At 31.4% G+C, this 25,934-nt stretch carries 33 protein-coding genes and 2 pseudogenes; 9 read left to right on the top strand and 26 right to left on the bottom strand.

Features of this window, described 5'->3' with window-relative positions; translation table 11 throughout:
- Window positions 1-774: 774 nt before the first annotated feature.
- The 20 genes and pseudogenes from CM54_RS10705 to CM54_RS10610 form a co-directional block, all read right to left on the bottom strand.
- Window positions 775-1,158, bottom strand: a complete 384-nt coding sequence (locus CM54_RS10705; RefSeq protein ID WP_037551130.1) for an effector binding domain-containing protein — start codon at window positions 1,156-1,158, stop codon at window positions 775-777.
- A 113-nt stretch (window positions 1,159-1,271) separates the two neighbouring features.
- On the bottom strand, window positions 1,272-1,460 hold the full coding sequence (locus CM54_RS10700; protein WP_037551128.1) for a hypothetical protein: 189 nt from the start codon (window positions 1,458-1,460) through the stop codon (window positions 1,272-1,274).
- 132 nt (window positions 1,461-1,592) lie between these two features.
- Window positions 1,593-2,165: a terminase small subunit gene (locus CM54_RS10695; RefSeq protein ID WP_037551126.1), complete on the bottom strand. Its 573-nt coding sequence runs from the start codon at window positions 2,163-2,165 to the stop codon at window positions 1,593-1,595.
- Window positions 2,158-2,454 (bottom strand): MarR family transcriptional regulator, encoded by a 297-nt coding sequence (locus CM54_RS10690; RefSeq protein ID WP_231469474.1) that lies wholly within the window; start codon window positions 2,452-2,454, stop codon window positions 2,158-2,160. The genes CM54_RS10695 and CM54_RS10690 overlap by 8 nt, the downstream gene beginning before the upstream one ends.
- Window positions 2,455-3,147: 693 nt before the next feature.
- A pseudogene (locus tag CM54_RS10685) lies at window positions 3,148-3,540 on the bottom strand (DUF3102 domain-containing protein); the annotation flags it as partial.
- Window positions 3,541-3,613: 73 nt separating this feature from the next.
- Window positions 3,614-3,949 (bottom strand): sigma-70 family RNA polymerase sigma factor, encoded by a 336-nt coding sequence (locus CM54_RS10680; protein ID WP_009384205.1) that lies wholly within the window; start codon window positions 3,947-3,949, stop codon window positions 3,614-3,616.
- A gap of 16 nt (window positions 3,950-3,965) precedes the next feature.
- Entirely contained in the window at window positions 3,966-4,436 is a 471-nt protein-coding gene (locus tag CM54_RS10675) for a hypothetical protein (RefSeq protein ID WP_037551118.1), read from the bottom strand.
- A gap of 64 nt (window positions 4,437-4,500) precedes the next feature.
- Window positions 4,501-5,109, bottom strand: coding sequence for a hypothetical protein (locus CM54_RS10670; RefSeq protein WP_009384209.1), 609 nt, complete (start codon window positions 5,107-5,109; stop codon window positions 4,501-4,503).
- Entirely contained in the window at window positions 5,099-5,353 is a 255-nt protein-coding gene (locus tag CM54_RS10665) for a hypothetical protein (RefSeq protein ID WP_037551113.1), read from the bottom strand. Before CM54_RS10665 ends, CM54_RS10670 begins: the two co-directional genes overlap by 11 nt.
- 327 nt (window positions 5,354-5,680) lie before the next feature.
- Window positions 5,681-6,049, bottom strand: coding sequence for a hypothetical protein (locus tag CM54_RS10660; RefSeq protein WP_037551110.1), 369 nt, complete (start codon window positions 6,047-6,049; stop codon window positions 5,681-5,683).
- Window positions 6,050-6,060: 11 nt separating this feature from the next.
- A complete protein-coding gene (locus CM54_RS10655) occupies window positions 6,061-6,498 on the bottom strand; it encodes a hypothetical protein (RefSeq protein WP_082243240.1) in 438 nt (145 codons plus the stop codon).
- A 5-nt stretch (window positions 6,499-6,503) separates the two neighbouring features.
- Entirely contained in the window at window positions 6,504-6,779 is a 276-nt protein-coding gene (locus CM54_RS10650) for a hypothetical protein (protein ID WP_037551108.1), read from the bottom strand.
- On the bottom strand, window positions 6,766-7,569 hold the full coding sequence (locus CM54_RS10645; RefSeq protein ID WP_037551106.1) for a bifunctional DNA primase/polymerase: 804 nt from the start codon (window positions 7,567-7,569) through the stop codon (window positions 6,766-6,768). The genes CM54_RS10650 and CM54_RS10645 overlap by 14 nt, the downstream gene beginning before the upstream one ends.
- 179 nt (window positions 7,570-7,748) lie before the next feature.
- Window positions 7,749-9,362: a hypothetical protein gene (locus CM54_RS10640; RefSeq protein ID WP_037551105.1), complete on the bottom strand. Its 1,614-nt coding sequence runs from the start codon at window positions 9,360-9,362 to the stop codon at window positions 7,749-7,751.
- Between the two features lie 59 nt (window positions 9,363-9,421).
- Window positions 9,422-9,673, bottom strand: a complete 252-nt coding sequence (locus CM54_RS10635; RefSeq protein ID WP_037551104.1) for a hypothetical protein — start codon at window positions 9,671-9,673, stop codon at window positions 9,422-9,424.
- Window positions 9,673-10,086 carry a TscA family type II toxin-antitoxin system antitoxin gene (locus CM54_RS10630; RefSeq protein ID WP_037551103.1) on the bottom strand — a complete coding sequence of 138 codons (414 nt, stop codon included), beginning with the start codon at window positions 10,084-10,086 and terminating at the stop codon, window positions 9,673-9,675. Before CM54_RS10630 ends, CM54_RS10635 begins: the two co-directional genes overlap by 1 nt.
- 3 nt (window positions 10,087-10,089) lie before the next feature.
- Window positions 10,090-10,299 carry a hypothetical protein gene (locus CM54_RS10625; protein ID WP_037551102.1) on the bottom strand — a complete coding sequence of 70 codons (210 nt, stop codon included), beginning with the start codon at window positions 10,297-10,299 and terminating at the stop codon, window positions 10,090-10,092.
- An 11-nt stretch (window positions 10,300-10,310) separates the two neighbouring features.
- Window positions 10,311-10,625 (bottom strand): helix-turn-helix domain-containing protein, encoded by a 315-nt coding sequence (locus CM54_RS10620; protein ID WP_037551101.1) that lies wholly within the window; start codon window positions 10,623-10,625, stop codon window positions 10,311-10,313.
- Window positions 10,626-10,638: 13 nt separating this feature from the next.
- Window positions 10,639-11,280: a BRO-N domain-containing protein gene (locus CM54_RS10615; RefSeq protein WP_037551100.1), complete on the bottom strand. Its 642-nt coding sequence runs from the start codon at window positions 11,278-11,280 to the stop codon at window positions 10,639-10,641.
- A 3-nt stretch (window positions 11,281-11,283) separates the two neighbouring features.
- The gene (locus CM54_RS10610; protein WP_037551098.1) at window positions 11,284-11,502 is read right to left on the bottom strand and encodes a helix-turn-helix transcriptional regulator; all 219 of its coding nucleotides are present in this window, start codon (window positions 11,500-11,502) and stop codon (window positions 11,284-11,286) included.
- A 96-nt stretch (window positions 11,503-11,598) separates the two neighbouring features.
- Between CM54_RS10610 and CM54_RS12225 the strand changes: the two genes are divergently transcribed.
- Window positions 11,599-12,183, top strand: coding sequence for a helix-turn-helix domain-containing protein (locus tag CM54_RS12225; protein WP_051600358.1), 585 nt, complete (start codon window positions 11,599-11,601; stop codon window positions 12,181-12,183).
- An 8-nt stretch (window positions 12,184-12,191) separates the two neighbouring features.
- Window positions 12,192-13,367, top strand: a pseudogene (locus tag CM54_RS10600) (tyrosine-type recombinase/integrase).
- Between the two features lie 114 nt (window positions 13,368-13,481).
- On the opposite strand, the gene groL reads toward CM54_RS10600, so the two are convergent.
- Window positions 13,482-15,101, bottom strand: coding sequence for a chaperonin GroEL (gene groL / locus CM54_RS10595; RefSeq protein ID WP_002435951.1), 1,620 nt, complete (start codon window positions 15,099-15,101; stop codon window positions 13,482-13,484).
- A 69-nt stretch (window positions 15,102-15,170) separates the two neighbouring features.
- Window positions 15,171-15,455 carry a co-chaperone GroES gene (groES, locus tag CM54_RS10590; RefSeq protein WP_002435917.1) on the bottom strand — a complete coding sequence of 95 codons (285 nt, stop codon included), beginning with the start codon at window positions 15,453-15,455 and terminating at the stop codon, window positions 15,171-15,173.
- Window positions 15,456-15,632: 177 nt separating this feature from the next.
- Between groES and mroQ the strand changes: the two genes are divergently transcribed.
- Window positions 15,633-16,376 (top strand): intramembrane glutamic endopeptidase MroQ, encoded by a 744-nt coding sequence (gene mroQ / locus CM54_RS10585; protein WP_037551096.1) that lies wholly within the window; start codon window positions 15,633-15,635, stop codon window positions 16,374-16,376.
- Window positions 16,377-16,433: 57 nt separating this feature from the next.
- Here the strand turns inward: mroQ and CM54_RS12800 are convergent, their stop codons facing one another.
- Entirely contained in the window at window positions 16,434-18,098 is a 1,665-nt protein-coding gene (locus CM54_RS12800) for an SdrH family protein (protein WP_037551093.1), read from the bottom strand.
- A 190-nt stretch (window positions 18,099-18,288) separates the two neighbouring features.
- Here CM54_RS12800 and CM54_RS10575 point away from each other — a divergent pair, with 190 nt between their 5' ends.
- Together CM54_RS10575 and CM54_RS10570 are read left to right on the top strand one after the other, a co-directional pair.
- The gene (locus CM54_RS10575) at window positions 18,289-18,915 is read left to right on the top strand and encodes a nitroreductase family protein (protein WP_037551091.1); all 627 of its coding nucleotides are present in this window, start codon (window positions 18,289-18,291) and stop codon (window positions 18,913-18,915) included.
- A 101-nt stretch (window positions 18,916-19,016) separates the two neighbouring features.
- Window positions 19,017-19,802, top strand: coding sequence for a carbon-nitrogen family hydrolase (locus CM54_RS10570; protein ID WP_037551089.1), 786 nt, complete (start codon window positions 19,017-19,019; stop codon window positions 19,800-19,802).
- Between the two features lie 367 nt (window positions 19,803-20,169).
- On the opposite strand, the gene CM54_RS13170 is transcribed toward CM54_RS10570, so the two are convergent.
- Window positions 20,170-20,247, bottom strand: coding sequence for a delta-lysin family phenol-soluble modulin (locus tag CM54_RS13170; RefSeq protein WP_049307263.1), 78 nt, complete (start codon window positions 20,245-20,247; stop codon window positions 20,170-20,172).
- Between the two features lie 316 nt (window positions 20,248-20,563).
- Between CM54_RS13170 and CM54_RS10565 the strand changes: the two genes are divergently transcribed.
- Genes CM54_RS10565 through agrA form a run of 4 tightly spaced genes read left to right on the top strand, consistent with a single transcriptional unit; the run spans window position 20,564 to window position 23,318 of the window.
- Window positions 20,564-21,130 carry an accessory gene regulator AgrB gene (locus CM54_RS10565; protein ID WP_037551087.1) on the top strand — a complete coding sequence of 189 codons (567 nt, stop codon included), beginning with the start codon at window positions 20,564-20,566 and terminating at the stop codon, window positions 21,128-21,130.
- Window positions 21,131-21,132: 2 nt separating this feature from the next.
- Window positions 21,133-21,273 carry a cyclic lactone autoinducer peptide AgrD gene (gene agrD, locus CM54_RS10560; protein ID WP_030063609.1) on the top strand — a complete coding sequence of 47 codons (141 nt, stop codon included), beginning with the start codon at window positions 21,133-21,135 and terminating at the stop codon, window positions 21,271-21,273.
- Window positions 21,274-21,296: 23 nt separating this feature from the next.
- Complete coding sequence (agrC, locus tag CM54_RS10555; protein WP_002436956.1) at window positions 21,297-22,586, top strand: quorum-sensing sensor histidine kinase AgrC; 1,290 nt, start codon at window positions 21,297-21,299, stop codon at window positions 22,584-22,586.
- 15 nt (window positions 22,587-22,601) lie between these two features.
- Window positions 22,602-23,318 carry a quorum-sensing response regulator AgrA gene (gene agrA / locus CM54_RS10550; RefSeq protein ID WP_002436958.1) on the top strand — a complete coding sequence of 239 codons (717 nt, stop codon included), beginning with the start codon at window positions 22,602-22,604 and terminating at the stop codon, window positions 23,316-23,318.
- 64 nt (window positions 23,319-23,382) lie between these two features.
- Here the strand turns inward: agrA and CM54_RS10545 are convergent, their stop codons facing one another.
- A complete protein-coding gene (locus CM54_RS10545; RefSeq protein ID WP_037551084.1) occupies window positions 23,383-24,342 on the bottom strand; it encodes a carbohydrate kinase family protein in 960 nt (319 codons plus the stop codon).
- Window positions 24,343-24,348: 6 nt separating this feature from the next.
- Window positions 24,349-25,824: a sucrose-6-phosphate hydrolase gene (locus CM54_RS10540; protein ID WP_037551082.1), complete on the bottom strand. Its 1,476-nt coding sequence runs from the start codon at window positions 25,822-25,824 to the stop codon at window positions 24,349-24,351.
- Between the last annotated feature and the right edge of the window lie 110 nt (window positions 25,825-25,934).

Below are 25,934 nucleotides of genomic sequence, written 5' to 3'. Positions count from 1 at the left end.
CTAGATCAAGTTACTTTGGGCGTCGTGTTACCCTACTCTCTTTATCGAATACTCGTGTAGCTAACGTCACAAATTGTTACATCAGCTCATGCGCTAAAACACTTCGAAATTGTATTTCTAACTACGCAAATATATAAATTAAACAAGCCATATTCAGCTTTTCAGAAATTAGAAAACGGATATTGTCGTTTTCTAATGCACTGACTTAGTGCGTCAGCATTTGTATTATTAATTAATACTCTCACATTTGAGCATATTGAATGTGTATAGCTGTTCAGTTCTATTACTGAACCCACATTTGGGCTGTGTATAAACTAATATCCTCACATTTGAGGGTATTAAGCTAAGTAGCTAATATGTCCACTTACGGACACATTTAACGAAGCCACATTTGGTTCGGTTATATAAAAAAGGTAGCCCTAATTTGGGGCACCCTTTTGTCGTATTATACCACTTCTATATTTTAAGGTACTGGTTATAAGCGGACTTTTAAGTACGGTTGTTATTGTATGAAATGTAAAGTTTTGACAAGTCATAAATAAAAAGACTGCATCCAAAGGATACAGTCATTTTAAAGGATACTCAATTTTGAGTAGTACATTTCAGTAGATACGTTCATTATCTTTAAGAAAACTATAATTGTAAATTTTAAACATCTACTTTTTTGTTTATAAAAGGTTTATACATCATACTTACTTTTATTTTTAATCTCTGTATTATTTCTATACATTATTAAGACAAGAAGAAACTCGTTTTCAACTCGTTTCATAAAACCTAAAAAAGATGTATAACAACTGACCCATCTTTTTTATATTCTTCGCAATCAATATAATAACTTCTTTGAATTTTATTTTCTTCTTCTTCTCTCCAAATACGTTGCCATACGTTTATAATTTCATCTTTTCCAGAGCACTTATATTCAGTACTATCAGCAAAGTCAACTTCGAAAAATTTATCTGCCGAAATATCTTCTGTACACAAAGCTAATGAATAATCGCCTTTATAATCCGATTCATAATCATGATAAACTGCATAAACTTCCCCTTTATAATTATCATTATTTTTATAAAAACTATCCCACATACCTAAAATTTTATTCATCATATCATCATCTTCGAAGTTATTTGTTCTGATAATTTCGTTAACGTACAACTTCATAAAAAAACCCCTTTTCTTTTTAATTTACTAAAAACATTGCTTTATTCCTATTGCTTTATTGATATTGAGACTTAGAACCCTTAACAATTCTAAAACAGACATAAATGAACGATTTATTTTTGTGTATACTTCTTAAAAAATCCAATAATCCAATTAATTAAAAGTACGGTTAAAACACCAAAAGCAAGCCCATCTAAAATTTTAAAAGTTATTGTTTCAGGTGACGGAAGTAAATAATTCATGGTACAACGAAGCATAATTGCCAATACCAATGCTTTTAAAAAGTAATTAACTTTATTCAATTACCATTCTCCTATTATTTTTTAATCTAACCCCTTTTAAATTATCATTTATTAATCAATTTAAATACTAACAAAATAATATCTCAATTAAAATCAAAAATACCCATCTGAATATTTTCAGATAGGCTCTATTTAATCCTCTAGCGGTATATCATCAACAATCATTGTTCTATTAGGATAGTTTTCTTTTATTTTATCTAGCTCTCTCTGTGTATCTTCTTCATCGCCCTCACTCCATTCGCCAATATTAACAATTACTGGAGTATCACCAGTAAACTCTTTTTTCTCAGTAAATAGTTTATGATACTTGCCAAGCATATCACGAGCTTTCAAACGATCACTTGGCTTAATAGGGATTTCTACTAGCTGAACATATTCATTGTAAACAAGTTGCACTTTACCATTTTGTGGATTTTCCTTATATTCACCACGTTTGACAACTACTTCCTTAGTTTCAGTTTCATCACCAATAGCTGAATTAGTTAATAGATGTAATAACTCGTTAGCGCTTAATACACTTTCATCTATAACTTTTTTCTTTTGCTCTTGGATGTAATCATTAATGTGTTTCTTCTTTAATAATCGACATCCTGTAACGTGTGCCGTTTTAGGTGAATAGCCAGCTGTTATAGCGCTTTGTGTGACGTTTAATGTTCTAATATATTCATTTACAAAACGCTCTTGTTTTGGCGTTAATTTATCCATTTAAACACTCCTTATTTCCTATAATTTTATCTATTAATTGATTAGTAAGTTGATTAATTCTGGTCACAGATAATTCAAAAATTTGAGCTATATCTTTGGTGGATCTACCACTACGCAAAAGTAAAAACAAAATCAATTCTCTATGTGTACAAACACGCTCTACAAATATTTCTAACTCGTTCATATAAATATGGTCGTCAGTATGTGTAGTTTGTGTAAGATATGTTTCTGGAACATCATTCAACGTAAAGAAATCATCAGCAGAAACCTCTGGCTCAACATCATTCACGTAATTATGTTAGTTTAATATGAATGTTTTAAGTGTTTCCTTATCTGGTTGAACCATAGAAACTACACCACCATATCTTGTTGTGGCTCACTAACCTTTGTTATAGGCTTGTTAAGATAAACATTGTATAAAATCTACCTGTAATCGTTCAATAAGCTCATACGCCTTAATACGGCCATTTGATTGCATGTATCTAATCACCTGTTTTTGTTCTTCTTTTGTATAGGTATTTAGCACCTGCTTTAATAAGGATAGGCGTACCGATGAATCATTTTTAAATCATTTCAAATCAGCTTTCTTTTCACTAATCCATATCACAAGTTTATCAATAGGAAAAGACACAGCAATTATGCCTCTTACTTCATCACAAGTCATATGTGATTGATTTAGGTAGTACATTTCATTAATTTGATTCTGAATGAGATTACATTTCCTATTAATAAACTTAGGATTGTACTTTGTTAATAATTCATATTCAGTAATTTTCTTCGTAATACCACAAAACTAATTTACAACTTTTTAGTATCATAGTAGCTCTCCTAGAATTTCATAAATTAATCATTATCATCAATACCAAATATTTCATATACTGACTTATCACTTTTTTCATCTTGCTTAAGCTCTAATATTTTTAATCTCGATACCGCTGTTAAACCTAACTTAGTGGTCAATACTATTTAACTGTGATAATGCGTCACGTTGTTTGAGTTGTTTTTTTAAATCTTGTAATTCTCTCTGTGTCATTTCGTCTGGTGTTTTCTTTTCTCCGCTTGAAGTTAAATGTTCTTTTTTTCTTTCTTCCTCAGGGAGAGTTGCTATTTCATATAAAATGCTTGTTCCTAAATTCGCCATCGATGGCGAATTTAATTCTGGACTGTCAGCTACTTTTATAAATCTTCTAGCAGTACTTCTGCTCATATTTATTTTTGAAAGCCACTTACCAAACTCTCCATGAGCTAGGTCAATTTCTTTAACATGCTTTAATCTTCGACCAATCTCGAAAATAGATTGACCAGCGATGTTTTGATAGCTTTTGATTTCTGTTGCTATTGTGGTTAAATCGTTACTAAGTTGTAATTCGTTCAATCTTATATGCTCCTTTCGTGTATAATGTCTTATATGTATTGACTAATCACCTTAAATTAATAAAAGCTACCTCTTAAGATAGCTTTTCTAATAAATTATTAAACATTTGCCCTATTCTACCTGCAGTAACATTAAATACATCGCCTATTTCTTTATATGAATAGCCTTCGGTTAACAATATAAATATAAAATACTCTTTGTCTGTTCCTACTCGCTCAACAATATTCTCTAGTTCATTATAAAAGATAACTTCTTCGATATTATTTTCATCAAATAGATTGGTTTCTTCTTGATTGTTAATTTCAAAGAAATCATCTAAATTATCATTATTATCACTCACTTCATCATTTTTCTGTATACTATGATAGTTAAGTATAAATTTCCTTAGTGTCGCTTTATCATAATTCATGTACTTATCCCAACACTTATAATTTAGTAGCCTTTTCATCTTTTCTAGCACTGTTAATATGGTTATAATTCTTAATTTTATATAAATCTCTTTGTAATTTATCAATCGTCTCGTATGCCTTTATACTTCCATGGGAACGCATATAATCTATTACTTCTTTTTGTTCCTGTTTTGTATATCCACGAATAATCTGTTTTAATAAATTCATTCTTTTAAAACTACTTTTTTTAAAACATTCTAAATCTTCTCTTTGTTGAATTATCCAAATAACTAATTTTTCAAGAGGATATGATACTGTGATAACTCCACCCACATCATCACAAGTCATGTGTGATACATTTAAATGATAACTTTCTTCAATTTGCATCTCTATAGATCTAATTTTACGATTTATGATTAGTGGATTGTACTTTAGCAACAACTCATACTCTGAAATTTTTTGTTCTTCTATATAATACAATGTTGATTTATTTTGTTTTAATATCATGGTCAACCTCCCTGATTTTAAAATAGATGGAAGACGTTGACAATAAAGTCAACGCCTTTAAATACTATTTTTTGCTTGGTGCTAAATTTGGGTAATTAATTATCTTTTTACCTAATGTTTTTTTCTGCAATAAACCAGTTGCTTTTTGCCACATAAAATCGCTATAGAATCTTTTTGCATCATAGTACTTGGATTCGCCTTCTATAATTGGTTTAGCAACATCATTTAACGATTGTTGATTGATTATTTCACCGATATAATTATTGTTGCTTTCAATTTTAGCTTTAAGCTCATTGATTTGTTGGTTGATACTTTCATTCTCTTTCTCAACTGATTTAATAACCTTATTAGCATTATCTGTCTCACTATGTGTTACTTTTTGCAATTGATCTAGTGATTTAATATTACTCGGTAAATTGACTACAATTTGTCCATTAACATTAGGATTTGTAGCTTTTTCACGTCTTAAATCATCTATTTCATTTAAAGTTAATTCATATTCTTGTGTGCTTAAGTTTCCTTCTTCTAATTTATTGTACAAAGCGTTAATACTATCCTGATATGAAGCATTGTTATTAATATGTCTACATTGGTCCAACATATCCTTTAATACTTCTAAATGCGTTGGAAAAATTTCTTTAACCGTTGGTTTTGGGATTGTTTTACTTGCCATAATATCGCTCCTTATTCTTTTTAATTAAATTTTTAATTTTATTTACTGCACTATATTCTTTTTGATAATCCATTAGTTCGTTAACCATATTCTCAACTACGCTTAATTCTCTAAGTACATTAGTAAGTTGTCGATTCTTCGCTTTATCAATGAAACTCTGTTGTTTCACACCATCAATTTCTTCACGAATTTCTTTTATCTTACTTTTTATATTGTTCCATTCAAACATATTGATATTACTCACTACACGACCTCCTTTGTTTTATTTAGATTTATCTTGTTAACTAAATTGATAAAGTTAGCGCAAGATATGTTGCTTTTATGCAGGGGTAGAGGTTATACGTGGAACAAATTGAAAAAATTACGAAGTCGAGACCACTCGCCGTTCTCCCAGCTAGTCAAAAAAGGTCAAATGGTTTGATGGGGGGCGTGTGATAATCCCCGCAAAATTTACTTCTGTTTCATATCCAGATAATGTTTATAACTAATTCCTTTAACGACTTTTTTAGATGTCTTACAATATAATAAATAACGTGCTATCAGTTTACTGCATCCCATAACGCAACATTTCCTAATGTAATAGTGTATTCATCGTCTCACTTAGCTTCAGTTTCACAGGCAACCAACGAGCATCTGAATAATCGAATGGATTTTTCATAACAGGCAGATCTAGATATATACCATGTCTTACATAAGTCGTTACATCTGTGCGTTCTAGCTCAAGTTGTTTAGATGATAGTAAGCTACCTACTATATTAATGACTTCCATACTCCATCCATGCCACAACACAATGTTCTCATTGTCTACATGTACAAATGTAAAATCACCTTGATAACCAATATGCAATGACTCAAATAATTCTTCTAAATCAATAAAGGATACTAGGGTATGGTATTTAATAAAGTTAATGATATATACATTCAGTTCATCTTTAGTCATTACATTCTCCTTTATGCTTTAATCTTATTCACATTACGCTTAACATGTTTAATAGGTGCAACATATCCCTTATCACGATCTATAGGTCTCATACGATTACCATCACGATACTGATACCAGTATTGTTCCCTATCACACATTACATTCAATTCATTAATAAGGAAGTCTATTGTCTGCATGTCTGCTCTTAAGAAGATAGTCATATGCCCCACACTCGTATAATTAATCTTAAGGTTATAACCTCTTAACCATAAAGACAGTAGTTCCATATTCAATTTAGATTGTAGGTGTGCTTGACCTTCACTCGATAAACACCAATCACATGTGATGAAGTCTACTTCTAAATAGTGATACTTGCTATTTGTTTTATAGGTGTGACATATAGGTTTATTAGCCTTGAGATTTTGTTTGTTTAATTGGAATGTTTGAGTCAGTCTCTTGTATATCATATTCATCATCCTTTTTTTCTTTTAATATATGTTAGATAGTTTTTCACTCTTGCTATTACCAATTCAAAATTGCCTTGTGCTATAACTTTGTAACTAGTTCTTTTGTTGCTATTTGGTATAAAACTTTCACGCCATGCCGTCCACTCATTATCGATATATTCAACATAGACTTGTGAAACATGACTAATTGAACAAAAATAAATTTCTTCTGAAATACCTACTATTAGACCAATACGTTCAGCTTGTTCATCTAAACTATAATTCTCATTAATTGCTTGCACTTCTAGCTGTAGCCTCCCATTCCCTTTCAGTAATAACATCGCCGTTTTTATTGTCACCAATCAATACTCTTAACGGATCTATATCAACGTTACATTGAACGGCATAACTTACCGCTTTATATAAATCATTGTTTCTGTATTCGCTTTGACCGTCTATAATACGTTGATATGCTTTTTTTCCTTCACCACCTTTACCATTTTCTAAATGTTCAAAATTATTACTTGGCAACACACGCTTTACTGAATAAGGTTCAAGCGTTTGTTGTGTATAGTTACCTTGTTTAGAAAAAATACGTTGCTCAAAATCGCCATTATATTCACATGTCTTGGTTTTATTGTGTGTATATTTTCCTTTTAATGTACGACTACCAGCAAGCACAAAGTAGTTATTAGGGTGCGCTTTTATATCAACTGACGGTAAATATCCTATCTTCTGAGTGTATTCAATCCCTGTACGTTTCTTAAATATAATATGTTTGCCACCGCTCGGGGTTGTTTGAACCAATGTATTTTGTGCATTAGTTACAATTTCATCATAATAAGGAATGTACTTAATACTTTCATATCCGTCTTTACCTTCAACATGGTTAATATCAATGTCGATACACCACACGCCCCTTGTGAGTACACCTAATACATGTGTATGTTGGTATAAAGACTTATGACGATCTATAAATTCATCAGTAATCTGTATATCAGCAAATGTTACAATTGGTTTTTTATACTTGTTGAGCGGTATGACTTGAATATTCTTTTTTAATAATTGCTTTGCAACATGATAACCTGACATTGAACATCACTCCTTTTATAGGTAACCAGTAACCCTTGTAACCCTTGTTTTGTCTATAGTAAGAAAATTATTTTAGTATTTAAATAGACACTGTAAAAATTAAGGTTACAAGGGTTACAAGCTGTAATATCAACATTTTATAGGTTACTATTAAGGTTACCTAAGGGTTACGGTAACCCTTATTCCAATAACTTATATGCCATATCAAATAATTCTTGATTTCCTATTTCATGCACCTTATAATTTACGCCCTCAATTTTATTTTGCTTATTTAACGAAATACCTATCTTTTTCATATCTTCTTTGGCTTTCTTGTAACGCATACTTTTATAGTCTTCTTGAATTAAACGTTGTAAGGTTTCATCACCTGCAAGAATAAAGCCTTGTTCCTTAAGCACCTTCAGCATAATAACTTGTGTTTCAGTCAATTCATCTTCACTAAAGTAATGTTTCAATGTGACATCGTTAAACTTAAATTCACCGCCAATGGATTTAAGATATTCTAAACTTGTAATTAAAAATGATACTGAGGCATTTTCTGAATCTTCATCATTTGGTTTTACAAAATTCCAATATGGTTTAAAAATCTGGTATCTCTCATAGTCAGTTTCTCCGTGCGGTCTGTCTTTGAAAGCTATTTTTATTGTTCTAGTTGTATTTGCCGTAATGTCACCAGTATCAACATTTTCATTTGTATCAAGTATTAAAACGGCATTATTTTTAAATTTAAATGTATTATTACCAATGCCACGTCCAGAAACAATTTCACCTGTAGCAATTTTTCGTAATATTCTCATCATTGCTTTGGTAATTTCACCTGTTTCATTAGCGTGTGCGATGTCTGCACCGTAAAAATTCATCCATTCGTTCACTGATTCAAAACTTTTTGAAAGCAAACTATCGAAATTCACTTTATTAACCTGTAGGATTTTATTGAATGTAGTTATAAATAGTCCTTTACCTGAACGCCCGAAATCTTTAAATAAGAACCATTTTTCTGCTTGAATAAGTTCCATTTTGCGATACATAGAATAAGCATGTACCAATTTTAAATTGTGCTTACTTTTTTCATTTTCAGTGACTAACTCATAAAATCGACTAGGTGTATCAAAATCTAAATTGTTATAATTTACATCATATTTCATTGCGTATAATTCATTAGTTTGTAATTCTTTCTTTTCTAGTTTTAAATGCTTGCAATGATACACGAAATCATTACCAGCAAATGCATATGGAAGAATATTGTAACCGTGATTTACTTCTATATAATCACGATACAGTTCTGTCATAACTTCTAAAAAATCATCAATTTGATGTTTTTTATCCACTGGGTATTTTAATGCTAAATAGGCATCGTCTATAATTTCGTAGCTATTATTTTTTACAAAAAGAAAGTTGTCTAATTCAACTGAATATATAACTTTATCCGCCATTAAATCCGCAATAAAACGCGCATAATTTGTAAACTGATCAGCATGAAAATTTGCTTTCTTCTTCTCTTCTCCGTTATCTTCCTCAACAGTTTTGACATTAATTTTTCCATAAACCAGTCCCAATTTCTTTGGAATTATGGTATAATTTAAAGTAAGATTATTAATGTAATCACCTGCAATATTATCTTTTTCTCGATGATACAAATTGCCTTTGTTATCAAACACTTGTTTATCAGTTGAGATACAAGCGAAATGGATTCGCTTGCTTATCTCTTTGATTCTTGATAAATTTGCTGTGTTGATATAATCTAATTTTGAGTGGAACTCAAAATGTTTTTTATATAAACTCACTTCGTCCATGTAATCAACCTTTCATATGTGTTAGTATTTTAGTGGGTATTTAATTAAATGCTTGTTTTCTATGCGTTATCTTGGCTTTGGTCGGTGCAAGATGACGCTTTTTCTATTTTTAATTTCATTTCATATTCATTTTTTTGTGCTTCAATTAATCTTTCATACATAAGTTCGATAGCTTTTTGTTTGTTGTTATCTTTTAAAAATTCAATTGCTTCCTGATATGCTTTAGCTTCAAAAGAATATGAAGTATATAAAATCATATCTTTCACTTTGTTCACTTTTTTATGATCGTATTTCTTTTTAAATAATTTCATTATTCTGCGTCCTCCACTTGGATATTTCCGACTATATAATCTAAAGCCCACTCTAAAATGCCAATTACATGACCTTCACGATCTGTTGTGTGTTCATGTTCACCAGTGCTATCTGTTACGGTATAGTAGTAAATTTCTTTGTCTTCATTCATAACATCGCTTAATGTCATTGTTACTTCGTCAAGAATAGAAAACGCCTCATCTTCAAAATCTAATTCAGCAAGAATATTAAATAACTCTTTATGAATTAGTTTTAAAATATGTTCGTAAAATGCTGTATCGTCATAGCGATAATCTGTATTAGAATGAAATCTATCTTTTGCTGATAAAAATACGTCTTTATCTTTTTCATATAATACTTTCTCTAATACTTTTACTACTTTTGATAATTGATACTTTTGTTTAATTTTCATCTTCTATACACTCGCTTTCTTCTTTTTCTTTTCTTTTAGTTCTACAATTCGATTTAATTCCAATTCCATACATGCAATAGAAATATCAGGACTTACTTCAGGGAAGTTTTCTTTAAATACATCAGGTGCAACATTTAGAAGTAAATTTCCATTAGTATCTTTCACGTTAAACCAACCGACGACGCTTTTAGTTTTTAAAACTTGTTGCTTCATTCGTATTCCTCCTACTTTGTGCTAAGTAATTTCTTAACATTAATCTGTTTTAAATCATTGTTATGAATATCCATGTGAGACGTAATTTTCTCCATAAATTCATCAACATCAGATTTCTTGAAACGATATGTCGATCCGACCATGTAATACTTTAGGCCGTTATTAATAAGTAGTTCCTCAATCGTTGGTTTACTTAAATTTAGGTATTCAGCTAATTCTTTATACGTGATGAAATATTTTTGTCTTGCTAATTCTTCAACACGTTCATCAATTGCTTTTTGTAGCATGTCACGTGCTTCATCTTCATCAATATTAATGTTGAACATGGTTTAAGCCTCCTTACGCCATTTGTTGCTTGTCATTGTATTTGTCATAAATGTGCTTTTTCACAGATAAAGGAAGATTATATTTATCAACAAACACCATAAATTCTACTGTGTCATTTAACACCTGTTGTCTTAACTCCAGCATTTCCTGTGTCATATCTTGTTTTTTAATCATCTTAGAAAAGCCGAACACATTTGATACTGCTTTATTACTAATTGATTGAGCTTTGCAATAATCTTTTTTTGAAATAGCTTTAATACCATTTTTCAAGTTATCCATAGCTTCTTTTTGTTTTTCTTTGTCTAACATTCGGAATGCTTCATATCCTTTTAGCCCTGTTGATTGGCGTAACTCTTTGATGACTTGTTTAATCCACTTCTTAAATGCTTGAGCTTCATCGCGTCTACTATTCCAAATAGCTTCATAAATACCATATTCAGAGATGATACTTACATATTGTGTTTTTCTTGCGTATTTACTATTTGAGGTGACCTTCACATTATGAGTAGTTACATCTTCTTTATCTATCATTCTTAACATGTTTGATGTTTGCGAATAACCTAATACCTTTGCCACGTCTCCTGCTACTGCCCAATACTCACCGTCTTTTTCGATAAACCGAATTTCTTTATCATTGAAAATTTGTTTAATCATTGGTTAAGCCTCCTTTTGTAATTCTTGAATAACACTGAGGTTAAAAATTTTTTCTGGTTTTTCATCTAAACCAGAAGATATTTTTTGAATGGTTTCCAAGCTGGGATTTGATTTTTGAGATTCTAATTTGTATATAGTTGTTCTGCTTATCCCACTTTTTCTACTTAATTCAGTAATGGTAATTTTTTTATTTTTTCGTATTCTTTTAACGTTGTTAACCATGAATAACACCTCCTGTTTTATATAATAATCTATATTGAAATTTGTGTCAACTATGATTTACAATAAAATTAAGAATTTATTTAAGGAGTGATTTCTGTGAATGACTTTGGAAAGAAATTAAAAGAATTAAGAGGTGACCAATCAATTAGAGAAGCGTCTAGGAATATTGGTATAAGTCACACTTATTTAGATAGTTTAGAAAAAGGCATTGATCCAAGAACTGGAAAAGAAAGAAAACCTACAATTGAAGTAATTCATAAACTATCAAAATATTATAATGTTGATTTTTTTGATTTAAGCAGATTAGCAGGTGTGTTTGTATCAATTAAAGATACGCCTAAAGAAGTAAAGCGAGAAGAAATTAACAAAATGAAGAAGAGATTTAAAGAATATTTCAACGATACAGAACTTATTGTTAAAGAAAATTATCTTGATATTATGTCAAAAAAGTTAAGTTATCGTGATAGTATTTTTTGGCAAAATTTATATAATTTTTATATTCAAGAAAAAGATTCTGATTTTCTAAAAATAAAAGATGAAGAAGATACAGATATTTTAACTTTTATAGCTTCCTTGTTTAAAATATTAACTGAAAATAAACATTCTAATGATGACGAAATATTTAAAGACATTTCGAATGATTTTAATAAATTCTTAAAATCGTACTTAAATATTAAGTAGGTGATCACATGGCAAGTTATGACCAAATCGCTAAAAATAACTGGCGTTATCGCATTTCACTAGGTAAAAATGCAGAAACTGGCAAATATGAATACATATCCAAGACTGGATTTAAACGTAAATCAGATGCTAAACATCAAGCTGAAATGATTGAGCGTCAAATAAGAAATGGTGACTATATCGCCCCTTCTTCTAGCACGTTCAAACAAGTAGCTGATGACTGGATTAAACAGTATGCTAATGATGTAAAAATAAGTAGTGTCAGAGCACGTGAGAAAGCCATACAGCACGCCATAGAGCGCTTTAATACTAAACCAATACAAACTATCAAGAAACATGATTATCAACGCTTTGTGGACGATATGAGCGCACAGTATAGCAAGAATTATGTTGATAGTATTGTGGCATCTACAAATATGATATTTAAGTATGCGTATGAAACGCGATTAATAAAAGCTATGCCTAGTGAGGGTATTAAACGACCTAAAAAGAAAGTAAGCGTGGAAGAATTAGAAGATATTGAGATACACAAAAAGTTTCTTGAAAAAGATGAGTTATTTAAATTCCTGGAGGTTGCTAAGTATCACCATTCACCACAAAATAGCTTTGAAGTATTTACCACACTAGCATATACTGGCATGCGTGCAGGCGAGCTGTTAGCGTTAAAATGGTCTGATATAGACTTTGAGAATAACACAATTAGTATTACCAAGACTTATTACAATCCAAATAATAATAAAAAGCATTATCAGATACTTACACCCAAAACCGAAAGCTCAATCGGTAAAATCTCAGTAGATCCCCACGTGATTCAATTACTCAAAAATTATAAGATAAACGTCTAGGACACATGGAAAAATGAACTTTATGTAGATAACAATTTTGTGTTTACTGATGTTAATGGTTATCCTCTTGTGATTAAAAAACTGCAATTATGGATAAAAGCTATACTTAAAAAGACTGACATAACGAATAAGCAAATAAGTACCCACTCGTTCCGTCATACACATTGTGCCCTACTTATAGAGGCAGGCGTACATATCAAAGAAATACAAGAAAGACTACGCCACAAAGATATAAATACCACAATGAATATCTACGCTAAGATTACCAACTCATACAAAAAAGACGCTTCCCACAAGTTTAGTCAACTCATGGAAAACGTCTCAAAAGAATTATTTTAAATGTCCGTTTAGTTCAGCTGAATCAAACGGCATTTTTTATTTTCTGTATTTTTATGTCATTATTATGTCATACTAAATGACCAAACGCCTTTAAAACAACGTTTATTGGCGTTTTTACATCATTCCTGGCATACCGCCCATACCTGGTTGTTCGTTATTTTCTTTTTCAGGAATCGTAGCTACTACTGCTTCAGTTGTTAAGAACATTGCTGCTACACTCGCTGCATGTTGAAGTGCTGAACGAGTTACTTTAGTTGGATCTACAATACCTTCTTCAAGCATATTTACCCATTCATTCGTCGCTGCGTTGAATCCTACACCAGCATCTGCATTTTTTAATCGTTCAACTATAATTGAACCTTCTAAACCTGCATTTTCAGCAATTTGACGTACTGGAGCTTGTAATGCTTTAAGCACAATATTTACTCCTGTTTCAACATCGCCTTCTGCTTCAATTTCGCTTACCTTTTTATAGATATTAACTAAGGCTGTACCACCACCAGCAACAATACCTTCTTCAACTGCGGCACGTGTTGAGTTTAAAGCATCTTCGATTCGAAGTTTACGCTCTTTTAATTCAGTTTCACTTGCAGCACCTACTTTGATAACTGCTACACCACCAGCTAATTTAGCTAATCGTTCTTGTAATTTTTCTCTATCGAAATCAGAATCAGTTTCTTCAATTTGTGCTTTAATTTGACTTACACGAGCGTCGATACTATTTTCATCACCGTCACCATCTACAATAGTTGTATTATCTTTAGTGACTTCTACTTTATTAGCTGTACCTAGCATATCGATTGATGCATCTTTTAATTCTAGACCTAAATCATCTGTAATTACTTGAGCACCTGTAAGGATAGCTAAGTCTTCTAACATTGCTTTACGACGATCACCGAAACCAGGAGCTTTTACAGCAACAGCAGTAAATGTACCACGCATACGGTTTAAAACAATATTAGTTAAAGCGTCACCTTCTACTTCATCAGCCACAATTAAAATTGGTCGACTAGATTGAACGACTTGTTCTAATAAAGGTAGAATATCTTGGAATGAAGAGATTTTTTTATCTGTGACAAGAATATATGGACGTTCAAGTTCGGCAATCATTTTATCTGAATCAGTTACCATATATGGAGATTGATAACCGCGATCGAACTGCATACCTTCAACGACTTCAAGTTCAGTGTTGAAACCATTTGATTCTTCAATAGTAATGACCCCGTCGTTGCCAACTTTATCCATCGCCTCAGAAATGTATTGACCGATTTCCTCATCAGCAGCTGAAATAGCACCTACTTGTGCAATTTCATTTTTGTTTTCAACTTTTTGAGAAATGTCATGTAATGCTTCTACAGCTACTTTAACGGCTTTATCAATACCTTGTCTCAAACCAACTGGGTTCGCGCCACTTGTTACGTTCTTAAGGCCTTCTTGAATCATTGATTGAGCTAAAACTGTTGCAGTTGTAGTACCGTCACCAGCAATCTCATTTGTTTTATTTGCAACTTCTTGAACAAGTTTTGCGCCCATATTTTCATAAGGATCTTCTAACTCAATTTCTTTAGCAATCGTAACCCCATCATTTGTGATTAATGGAGTTGTATATTCTTTATCTAAGACAACATTACGACCTTTAGGACCAATTGTTACTTTAACAGCATTTGCTAATTTATCTACCCCTCTTAGCATTGCTTGACGTGCATCTTCTGAGAATTTTAAATCTTTTGCCATACTCGAAATGACCTCCATTTATTAAGATTTCTTACATAGATGTTTTATCTGTTTAATATAAATTTATAATTATTGAATTACTGCTAAAATATCTTCTTCATTTAAAATTAAGTAAGTATCGTCACCACGTTTAACTTCTGTTCCAGCATATTGTTGGAACACAATAGTGTCACCTTCACTTACTTCAGGAGCAACTCGTGAACCATTGTCTAGTAGGCGTCCTGGACCTACAGCGATGATTACACCTTCATTTGATTTTTCTTTAGCGCTATCTGTTAATACAATACCGCTTTTAGTTGTTTGTTCTTGCTCTTTCTTTTCAATAATCACACGATTTCCTAATGGTTTAAGCATGATTGTTCCTCCTTCATTCACATGTGATTTAGCACTTTAATTATTAGAGTGCTAAGCTATTTTTATATTAATCAAATTTGGTCAATAATTCAAGCAAAAAGGTTAGCGAATAAATTTTGTACATCTATATTATTTACGATAAAATAAATTATACTTAGAAATAGATGGAGGTAAGTTATGAGAAGACTTTGGGTGTCCTTACTAACGGTACTCGCGTATGGCTTGGCTCAAATGTTACCTGGTTTTATACTTAGAAGTCATTTACTTGGTCATATGTCTCAAATTGAAACTGCTAAATTTATGATATTCACGCAAGTTTCACTTTTTATATTAGCTGCTATTATCATAATTTTAATAAATTTAAAGGTAAAAAATCCTACTACTCTTGAAGCTGGTAGAAAGGAACCTAAGAGATACATCATTCCTTGGGCACTATTAGGTTTTTGTCTTGTTATGTTATATCAAGTTATTATAAGCTTGATTTACTTTACAATCATGGGTAGTCAGCAGACAAGTCCAAACACTGAACGTTTAATGGCAATTGCTAAAAAAATGCCTATTTTTATCATTTTAATTTCTATCGTTGGCCCTATTTTAGAAGAGTTTGTCTTTAGAAAGGTTTTCTTTGGCGAATTATATAATGCAATTAAAGCCAATCGTGTTGTTAGCTTTTTGATTGCTTCTATAGTAAGTTCACTTGTATTTGCCCTTGCACATAATGATATGAAATTTATACCTATGTATTTTGGCATGGGCATGATCTTTTCACTTGCTTATGTTTTTACTAAAAGAATTGCTGTTCCAATTGGTATTCATATATTACAAAATGGTACAGTAGTTTTAATGCAAGTTTTTGGTGGCGAAGCTTTAAAGAAAGCTCAAGAACATGCCAACTTTATTCTACATTTCATATTAAACTAAAAAAGCATCTAATCATGTAAAATGTTGCGAAACGTACATGATTAGATGCTTTCTTTGTTACTGTTGATTTTTTCTTCTATTATAAATAAACATACCTACTACACCGGCAAAAATTGCTACAATCGCACTGCCTAAAGTGATAAGCACACGATCTAATTTTTTGTTTTTGTTGTAATCATCGGATTGCTCGTTGTCGTTTGTAGTGATTTCATCTGCGCTATGATTTTTAAAAGCACTACGACTCCCTTTGTCTTTATCGTTAGGTTTCTTTAAATCAGGCATGGAACCAATTTCACCGGTAATTAAAGCTAATACTTGTTCATCTAAGTTTTCATAATACTTACTTGCATTTAGTGGATTAAAATATTGAAATCTGAAATAGTTTGAACCTTTTTGTAAAGAATTTAAATATTCATTTCCACTAAAGTTTTGCTTTTTAAATAAACTATAGATGTCACTATCAGTAATTTCTCCATTTTCAGTATCTAAATTTCTAACTTGATTAATTAAAAATGGATTATATTTGTATGCACCACTTGCTAAGCTTCTAAATCTATCTAATAAAGAATTTTCTTCAGAATCTTTACTTTGCTCATCTTTATTAAAATTCTGAGAATTGCTTCTATGATTTATAACTGATCCTGATCTATTCCAAATAAATTGATTTCTATCATAATTAGGCGTTTGATGATTAGATTGTGAGTAATTTAAATCATCTTTGTCATTAGAGTTTCTTTTTAATGGGGCACCACCATTGCTACTATTTTCATTATCCTCATTACCTTTATTAGGATTTAACAATCCACCATTATTATCCTCAGGATGTATTGAGGAAGAATTATCGCTATTGCTAGCATGATGATTTGTATTTGATGAGTTACCTCCCGTATGATTACTTGAAGGTTGCTCGTTATTATTTGAATTAGATGGATGATGTTCGCCACTTTGATTTGAATTATCATCACCACTGCCATTATTATGACCACTTGAACTACTATTATCATTTCCTTCAGAAGGATGATTATCTCCTGAACCGTGTCCATTTGAACTACCGGGATTATTATGATGCGAGCCAGAGTGTCCTCCACCCGGATGCGAATTATCATCACTACCCCCACCAGAAGGGTTATCGTGACCATGATCAGATGTATAATCATGTCCAGAACCTGAGTCACTGTCTGAATCTGAATCACTGCCTGAGTCGGAATCGCTGTCTGAGTCTGAGTCGCTATCTGAATCTGAATCACTATCTGAGTCAGAAGCACTGTCTGAATCTGAATCACTGTATGAGTCGGAATCGCTGTCTGAGTCTGAGTCGCTATCTGAATCTGAATCACTATCTGAGTCTGAGTCGCTATCTGAGTCGGAAGCACTATCTGAATCTGAGCCACTGTCTGAGGCTGAATCGCTATCTAAATCTGTGTCGTTGTCTGAGTCTGAATTTAAATCATTTATTGCATCCGAATCAGACTCTCCGTTCTCATCATTTTCAGAAGTTGCAAGTGGATTTATGTTATTTTCATTAGATTGAGGCTGATGACTTATTGAATTGTCGTCACTAAAAGTCTGATTTTCAGATTCTGCTTTATTGATATCATTATTCGAAGAAATGGGCTGTATATTCTCCTCTGCTGCATGTGCATGATTATCAAATAAGGGTGTACTCAACATAAATGCAAAACCTGTTAATACAAACGAATGCTTGATTTTATTGCTATTCATAAGTCAATCACCTCCTCTTTAAATTCTTTTATCATCTTTAGTATATAGAAAATATTAGATTTTTGCATTCAAATAAGACTTTTGAAAATGAATATTAATCTTGTTGAAATTTCATAGTAATTATTTGTACATTATGAAAAGTATAATTATTATAGTATGTATAAATCAAAAGCAAAGGAGTATTTTAAAAATGGGGATTTTTAATAATACTGAAAATGAACAATCATTTAACGAAGCAATTGAAACTAGAAGAACTATTTATAATTTAGAAAAAACAATATCTATTAGTGATGAAGAACTAGAAGAATTAATCGCACATGCTGTAAAGCATGTACCTTCTGCATTCAACTCTCAATCAACAAGAATAGTTTTACTTTTGAATGACAAAAATGAACAATTCTGGGAAAATACAAAATCTATTTTAAAAGAAACAATGGGTCCTGACAGAGATTTTGAACCTACTCGCCAAAAAATTGATAATTTCAAACATTCTCATGGCACAATTCTTTATTATGAAGATCAAAGTGTTATTAATGCATTACAAGATAAAATGCCTAACTTCTATGAAAACTTTGAAATTTGGTCAAACCAAGCTAACGCGATGCATCAGTATGCTATTTGGACTGCTTTAGCTACTAAAGGCATCGGTGCATCTTTACAACACTATAATCCAATTATAGACGAATCTACTGCAAGCCAATTTGATATTCCGAATACATGGAAATTAATCGCACAAATGCCTTTCGGTGATGTACGTGAGAATGCGAAGGAAAAAGAAATCAAACCTGTAGAAGATCGTTTTATTATTAAAAAATAATTAAATTAACTGCGTCTGTGTAGGTAATACACAGACGCTTTTTTGCGTTTAATACTTAACTTTAGTATCTTATAAATAACTCGTAATAGGGAGTGAAGAAAATGAAAATTCAACTTTTTCAATTTCATGTAACTTATGGAAATGCTAATGAAAATGAATCCAAAATACAAAAGTGGTTTAAAGAATACTTAAACGAGGATACTGAGGTCGTTGTTTTACCTGAAATGTGGAACAACGGATACGCTTTAGAAGAATTAAAGGATAAAGCAGATACTAATTTAAAACGAAGTTTTTCATTTATAGCTCAACTGGCTAAACAATTCAATGTTGATATTATTGCAGGTTCTGTATCAAATATTAAAGACAATAACGTGTATAATACAGCATTTTCAGTGAATAAAGATGGTGAGCTAATAAATGAGTACGATAAAGTCCATCTTGTACCAATGCTTAGAGAACCTGAGTTTCTGACTGATGGCAATAAAGTACCTGAACCTTTTCAATTGTCAGATGGTACCCTAGCTACACAAATCATATGCTATGATTTACGGTTTCCTGAATTGTTAAGATATCCAGCTAAAAATGGTGCTAAAATTGCATTTTACGTTGCACAATGGCCTAGTGCTAGACTTAATCATTGGTTGGCATTGCTTAAAGCAAGAGCTATTGAAAATGATATGTATGTAGTTGCAGCTAATGGTTGCGGTAATGATGGAAACACGGAGTACGCTGGATATTCGACAGTTATCAATCCAAATGGTGAGATTGTTCAAGAATTGGGCAGTGATGAAGGTGTCCTCACCACTAATGTAGATTTAGAATTGGTTGATCAACAAAGAGAGTCTATACCTGTATTTAGAAATCTAAAACCTAATTTATATAAATAAAATTAAGCCGTGAGCTTGGGAGGGACTCACGGCTTTGATAACTTATTATTAAGGGAATGTTTTTACAGTTATTTTTTCAATCTATTTTTTGGGGATGTTATTAATTATGAAAAAATTTTAGTGAATTTATCTATTTTATTAATGATAAATTGAATGTTGTTTACGATAGCTTACATGCTAGAAATAATTACCTAATTAAAGGTAGCTAAGAATAATACGTAACACTGAGTCCAAGGAAACTACAGCTTTATAGCAAATGTTGCTCACTTGCTATTAACTTTGGGTTATTAAGTTGGGATGGCTTAACAACCCATTACTTAGTCATACTATACGAAGAAAACAAAGTTACAATGAAAGAATTCAAAACTTATTTTTTGAATTTTTTAATTGTATCAATGATCCATTTAATGAAATCACTGATTGTAGATACGATATCTGCAGCCATTACACTTCACTCCTTCCAACTAAATAATGGATTTGAATGATTTGGGAAGAATCATTCAATTAAGATTAAGCAAATTTTTCAACTATCTTTCTATCACATCTCTGTGATATGAGTCTATTAAAACATGGTTTTTACATTAAAGTACGATAATTCCTTAACTCGTCAAAAAATGTACTTAAGTGTATTTCTATTTATGTTAAAATATCACTTGGAAATTAAAAATAACACTTAGGTATATTTTTTAAACAGTTAGGCATAATATTTAAAATGAGTTGCGCAAAATTGTATAATGTATTATGAGGAGAGTAATAGACGATTGAATATAATAGATAGAAAAATTGATGAATTTGCTAACTATTTACAACGCAAAAACAACTTAGATCATATACAATTTTTGAAAGTTCGCTTAGGTATGCAGGTAGTATTAACAAATATTGAAAAAACAATTATTGTATACGGGTTAGCATTAATTTTCCAGACTTTTTATTACACACTTTTAACTCATTTAAGTTATTTTTTAATTAGAAGTAATGCTCATGGTGCACACGCAAAATCATCCCTATTATGTCATATTCAAAATATAATTCTTTTTATTTTATTCCCATATTTGATAATAAAGTATGATGTAAAATATCTAATATTATTATTTTTGGCATTGATAGGTTTTATTATAGTTATTAAGAATGCACCTGCAGCAACGAAAAAACAACCCATACCTAAACTCCTAATAAAACGTAAGAAAATACTCTCCATTGTTTTATATTGCTTTATTCTAGTAGTTTCATTCGTTACATTTGAGCCAGTTAATAAACTTATTTTATTTGGCGAATTTTTAGAGTCATTGACACTATTATCTATTTTTTTCCCTAAGGAGGATACATGATTATGGAAGGATTATTTAATTTATTTATAAAATTCTTTACTATGATATTTGAATTCATTGGTTTTGTAGCAGGAGCAAATCCATGCGCTTCTTATTTCGATGAACCTGAGGTACCTAAGGAATTATCTAAACTTTACGAGTAAACTTTACAGAAAGTGTGTAAGTTATGGATGAAATTAATTTTTTACCATTTGCAGCCCTACAGGTTTTTTTAATATTTTGGGTTACAAAAGTTATTATTAATATGAAGTTTAATTTGAGGGATTATTTAATCATTTTATCGATTGTAATCCCTTCTACTATACTTTATTATTTTTGGCATAGTAAAGCTCTTATTGCTTTAGTAATAATTATTACAATATTCTTCTACACCAAGATTAAGTTATATTCCGTGATTGTTGTTTTATTCACCAATATGATTTTATATTTAACTAATTTCATAACGGTATACATATATTTAACTATAAAAGATTGGATTCCCAATAGATTAGTTTTATTAACGATACACTTCAGTTTCTTTGTAGTTATAGCTCTAATTATAGCTTATTTAACTCAATTATTATTTAAAAAACTTAAAGAATCATACCTATCACTCAATAAAAGATACTTATTTATTATTACTATTGTACTATTAGTATCTTTTATTTTACTTTATATGGTTTCTCAAACAGATATGCAAGCAAATGACAGTCTCAAATTATACGCTGTCTTATTAGTAGCTCTTATCGTATTTTTAAGTGTAGTAATTCTAATCATGTCAACGTTCACTCTACGTGAAATGAAGTATAAGCGTAATCTTGAAGAAATTGAAACGTACTATGAGTATACGCTACGTATCGAAAGTATCAATAATGAGATGCGTAAGTTCCGACATGATTACGTCAATATTCTTTCTACGCTTTCAGATTTTATTCGTGAAGATGATATGCAAGGTCTTAAAAAATATTTCAATGAACAAATTGTTCCTATGAAGGATAATATGAAAACGCGCTCTATAAAAATAAATGGTATTGAAAATCTTAAAGTTAGAGAAATTAAAGGGTTAATTACTACTAAAATTCTTCAAGCTCAAGAGAAAGCAATACCGATTAGTATAGAGGTTCCTGATGAAATTGATAAAATCGAAATGAACACTATAGAGTTCAGCCGTATTTCAGGAATTATTTTGGATAATGCCATTGAAGCTTCAGAAGTTCTTGATGATCCACTTATTCAAATTGCTTTTATTAATAATGAAGAATCTGTTACATTCATTGTGATGAATAAATGTAGCGATGATACCCCTAAAATACATGAATTATTTGAAGAAGGCTTTTCAACTAAAGGCGATAACAGAGGGTTAGGTCTATCTACGCTTAAAGAACTGACTGACCAAAATGAGAACGTCCTATTAGATACTGTTATCGAAAATGGATATTTCGTTCAAAAAGTAGAAATTATTAATACGGAAGCATAAGGATGTGAAATATAGATGAAGATATTCGTTTGCGAAGACGATCCTAGACAAAGAGAAAACATGGTTTCAATTATCAAAAATTACATCATGATAGAAGAAAAACCTATGGAACTAGCTCTCGCAACTGATGATCCTTATGAAGTGCTTGAGCAATCAAAAGAAATGAATGATATTGGTTGTTATTTCTTAGATATTCAATTAGAAGCTGATATGAATGGTATTAAACTTGGTAGTGAAATTCGTAAACATGACCCTGTGGGTAACATTATTTTTGTAACAAGTCACAGCGAACTTACTTATCTCACTTTTGTTTATAAAGTGGCTGCTATGGATTTCATTTTCAAAGATGATCCTTCAGAACTAAAAACAAGAATCATTGACTGTCTTGAAACTGCTCATACACGTCTTAAGTTGCTATCTAAAGAAAGTAATGTTGAAACAATTGAGTTAAAACGTGGTAGTAACTCTGTGTATGTTCAATATGACGATATTATGTTCTTTGAATCTTCAACTAAGTCACACAGATTAATCGCACACTTAGATAACCGTCAAATTGAATTTTACGGTAATCTTAAAGAGTTAGCTCAACTTGATGAACGTTTCTTTAGATGTCATAACAGCTTTGTTGTGAATAGACATAACATTGAATCGATTGATTCTAAAGAGCGTATCGTTTATTTCAAAAATGGTGAAAATTGCTTCGCGTCTGTGCGTAATGTTAAAAAAATCTAACACACTTTAAAATACCCAGCTTATTTATCACTCTATAGTGAATAAGCTGGGTTTCTTTATGTGTTTAGGAACCTTTTTCAATTTCTTCTGTTGTCGGTAAACTTTCAATGGCACCATATCTTGTAGTTGTTATAGCTGCCACTTTATTACCAAATTCGAGAATGCTATTACCTTCATTTTCAAATAATTGAGCAACATCAATAATATCTGAAGATAATATACGACTAATAACGGCTCCTATAAAGGCATCACCGGCACCTGTAGTATCTATAGCTTTAACTTTGAAACCTTGATGTTCTGTAGTAAATTGGTTCTTAGTAAACGCTTGTGCCCCTTTCGGACCTTTTGTATAAATCACTACAGCTACGTTACCTTTAAATAGTGACTGTATAGCTTTAGTTTCATCTTTCATTCCTGTTATAAATTCTAGTTCTTCATCTGAAACTTTTACTACATTCGCTTTAGGAATAAATTCAAGAATTGCTTGACGACATGCTTCTGGGTCTTCCCATAAAGGTAAGCGTACATTAGGATCAAATACTATCGTTCCATTAGCCTTCTCAAATTTCTTAATCATTTTTGAATGTGCTTGTTTCATTAAACTTTCAACTAAATCCACAGAACAGAAATGTAGAATGTCTTGATCAGTAACCTCTATATCTTCAATATGTGAGGGATCATAAAGCATGTCAGCAGAAGGCTTACGATAAAACGAGAAATCTCGCTGACCATCTTCTTTTAAACTTACAAAAGCTAGTGCTGTATTTGCTTCATTGGTACGTTGAATATAGTCTACACCTACACCAATGCGTTCAATGGTTTCAACAATAATGTCACCAAATGCATCATGTCCTAATTGAGTGACCATTTCGGAATGACCACCTAGTTTACTCACTGTTGCTGCTACGTTACAAGGTGCCCCACCTACCTGACGACTAAATTGTTCTACGTCTTTAAGTTCTGAATTTGTGACATGTGGTATAAAATCGATAAGTGCTTCACCTATTGCAAACAACCTTCTCATTATATATCATCCCTTTAGTTCAAATTTCGTAAATTGTAAATATACTTGTCCTGACTCAGTAGATGCTTTGATACCCGTAGAAGCTTCACTTGGGAAAATACGGGATGTAAGTACACGTTCACCATTATTACAAAATATTTCTATACTCGACGTATCTACAAAAATGTGTAACTGGCTTAAAGGTGTATCTAAAATAGTTGAACGCGTTGTGCCATCCACATTTGTAGGTAATAAACCACTTTCTGACCGATCTAATGTGAGCGAATTCTCACGTTGATTATAGGTAATCAACGTAGACTCATTTCTAGAACTTCTAAGCTCAAAATAAATTTCAGTTGCATCATTTTCTAAAATATCAATAATCATTTCATATTGTTTGCCTTCATAGGGGTGCAATTTGCGGTTAAATTTATTTGCATACCCTAATGCAGTCTCTTTGTTCGTTCTTAAAGTTTCTAGAGCTTTTAATGGTCGTTGCTTTAATTTACCATTTTCGAGAGTAAGTTCTCGTGGAATCGTTAAACAATGTGCCCAACCTTCACTATCTGTCGGATAATCACTTTCTGGTAAGCCCATCCAACCAATTAATATGCGTTTTCCATCTTTATCTATAAATGTTTGCGGTGCATAAAAATCAAAGCCTCTATCTAACTCTTGAAACTCTTGATGATCAAATGTCATATTTTCAATATTTAAATGACCGATCATGTAGCCAGATTGATAAATATTGCGATATTTATTTCCATCCGCTTCAATCCCTTGCGGACAAAATAAAATAACACCCTGTCCATCTATTTCGAAATAATCAGGGCATTCCCACATGTAACCAAAATGATTTAAATTCGTTTGAATTTCACCAAGAAATGTCCAGTTAACAACATCATCACTTTGATATAGTAGTAACCGCCCTTGTTCATTATTATTTTGGGCTCCTATAATTGCATATAATTGATCATCTTTTTTAAACACTTTAGGATCTCTAAAATGACTTGTGTATCCATCAGGTTGTCCATGAATTACAGGTTTAGGAAACTTCTCAACTGAACCATCTTCTTTAACGCGAGCAATCATTTGACTGGAGGTACGTTTCCAATGATTGTCTCTATGATTACCGGTATAAATGTAATAAAGATGACCATTAAACTCAAATGCACTACCACTATAGACACCATGACTATCATATTTTGTGTCAGGCTCTAATATAGGACCTTGTGCTTTGAAATGTACTAAATCATCACTTTTATAATTAAACCAATATTTCAAACCATGAACCGCCCCTAGAGGGAACCATTGATGTGATATGTAATAATAGCCGTCATAATAAATGAGACCATTTGGATCATTGAGCAATCCTGTTTCAGGCTGAATATGGTATGTCTGTCTATAAGGAGAAGCATCGACTCGTTGTTTTAAATTTTTAAATGTCTCTGTATCAACATCCTCTATTCGTTGATAACGTGCTTCACGTGTCCATTCCGCCATGTTTTCACTCCTAATCTCGACTGATTTGACTTTTACTTAACTTTATTATTTTAACATATTAGCTTAACACTACGATGTAGAATTTTTGTTAAGAACGCTTATTTATGAAA

The organism is Staphylococcus sp. TE8 (assembly GCF_000692055.1).
In the GTDB taxonomy this organism is placed as follows: Bacteria; Bacillota; Bacilli; order Staphylococcales; family Staphylococcaceae; genus Staphylococcus; species Staphylococcus capitis.
The sequence above is the reverse complement of the archived record's forward strand: the minus strand, read 5'-3'. Positions and strand labels throughout refer to the sequence as shown.

Excerpts from the sequence above, each read along its gene's own strand:
- CM54_RS12800 (WP_037551093.1), bottom strand. The coding sequence starts at position 18,098 with ATGAATAGCAATAAAATCAAGCATTCGTTTGTATTAACAGGTTTTGCA.
- CM54_RS10695 (WP_037551126.1), bottom strand. The coding sequence starts at position 2,165 with ATGGATAAATTAACGCCAAAACAAGAGCGTTTTGTAAATGAATATATT.
- CM54_RS10655 (WP_082243240.1), bottom strand. The coding sequence starts at position 6,498 with ATGATATACAAGAGACTGACTCAAACATTCCAATTAAACAAACAAAAT.
- CM54_RS13170 (WP_049307263.1), bottom strand. The coding sequence starts at position 20,247 with ATGGCTGCAGATATCGTATCTACAATCAGTGATTTCATTAAATGGATC.
- CM54_RS10625 (WP_037551102.1), bottom strand. The coding sequence starts at position 10,299 with ATGAAGCAACAAGTTTTAAAAACTAAAAGCGTCGTCGGTTGGTTTAAC.
- CM54_RS10575 (WP_037551091.1), top strand. The coding sequence starts at position 18,289 with ATGGGGATTTTTAATAATACTGAAAATGAACAATCATTTAACGAAGCA.
- CM54_RS10570 (WP_037551089.1), top strand. The coding sequence starts at position 19,017 with ATGAAAATTCAACTTTTTCAATTTCATGTAACTTATGGAAATGCTAAT.
- CM54_RS10675 (WP_037551118.1), bottom strand. The coding sequence starts at position 4,436 with ATGATATTAAAACAAAATAAATCAACATTGTATTATATAGAAGAACAA.
- CM54_RS10645 (WP_037551106.1), bottom strand. The coding sequence starts at position 7,569 with ATGTCAGGTTATCATGTTGCAAAGCAATTATTAAAAAAGAATATTCAA.
- CM54_RS10610 (WP_037551098.1), bottom strand. The coding sequence starts at position 11,502 with ATGGTTAACAACGTTAAAAGAATACGAAAAAATAAAAAAATTACCATT.
- CM54_RS10545 (WP_037551084.1), bottom strand. The coding sequence starts at position 24,342 with ATGAGAAGGTTGTTTGCAATAGGTGAAGCACTTATCGATTTTATACCA.
- agrC (WP_002436956.1), top strand. The coding sequence starts at position 21,297 with ATGGATGAAATTAATTTTTTACCATTTGCAGCCCTACAGGTTTTTTTA.
- mroQ (WP_037551096.1), top strand. The coding sequence starts at position 15,633 with ATGAGAAGACTTTGGGTGTCCTTACTAACGGTACTCGCGTATGGCTTG.
- CM54_RS10540 (WP_037551082.1), bottom strand. The coding sequence starts at position 25,824 with ATGGCGGAATGGACACGTGAAGCACGTTATCAACGAATAGAGGATGTT.
- CM54_RS10635 (WP_037551104.1), bottom strand. The coding sequence starts at position 9,673 with ATGAAATTATTTAAAAAGAAATACGATCATAAAAAAGTGAACAAAGTG.
- groL (WP_002435951.1), bottom strand. The coding sequence starts at position 15,101 with ATGGCAAAAGATTTAAAATTCTCAGAAGATGCACGTCAAGCAATGCTA.
- CM54_RS10705 (WP_037551130.1), bottom strand. The coding sequence starts at position 1,158 with ATGAAGTTGTACGTTAACGAAATTATCAGAACAAATAACTTCGAAGAT.
- CM54_RS10640 (WP_037551105.1), bottom strand. The coding sequence starts at position 9,362 with ATGGACGAAGTGAGTTTATATAAAAAACATTTTGAGTTCCACTCAAAA.
- agrD (WP_030063609.1), top strand. The coding sequence starts at position 21,133 with ATGGAAGGATTATTTAATTTATTTATAAAATTCTTTACTATGATATTT.
- CM54_RS10660 (WP_037551110.1), bottom strand. The coding sequence starts at position 6,049 with ATGACTAAAGATGAACTGAATGTATATATCATTAACTTTATTAAATAC.
- CM54_RS10630 (WP_037551103.1), bottom strand. The coding sequence starts at position 10,086 with ATGAAAATTAAACAAAAGTATCAATTATCAAAAGTAGTAAAAGTATTA.
- CM54_RS10670 (WP_009384209.1), bottom strand. The coding sequence starts at position 5,109 with ATGGCAAGTAAAACAATCCCAAAACCAACGGTTAAAGAAATTTTTCCA.
- CM54_RS10615 (WP_037551100.1), bottom strand. The coding sequence starts at position 11,280 with ATGATTAAACAAATTTTCAATGATAAAGAAATTCGGTTTATCGAAAAA.
- CM54_RS10680 (WP_009384205.1), bottom strand. The coding sequence starts at position 3,949 with ATGAATTATGATAAAGCGACACTAAGGAAATTTATACTTAACTATCAT.
- CM54_RS10620 (WP_037551101.1), bottom strand. The coding sequence starts at position 10,625 with ATGTTCAACATTAATATTGATGAAGATGAAGCACGTGACATGCTACAA.
- groES (WP_002435917.1), bottom strand. The coding sequence starts at position 15,455 with ATGCTTAAACCATTAGGAAATCGTGTGATTATTGAAAAGAAAGAGCAA.
- agrA (WP_002436958.1), top strand. The coding sequence starts at position 22,602 with ATGAAGATATTCGTTTGCGAAGACGATCCTAGACAAAGAGAAAACATG.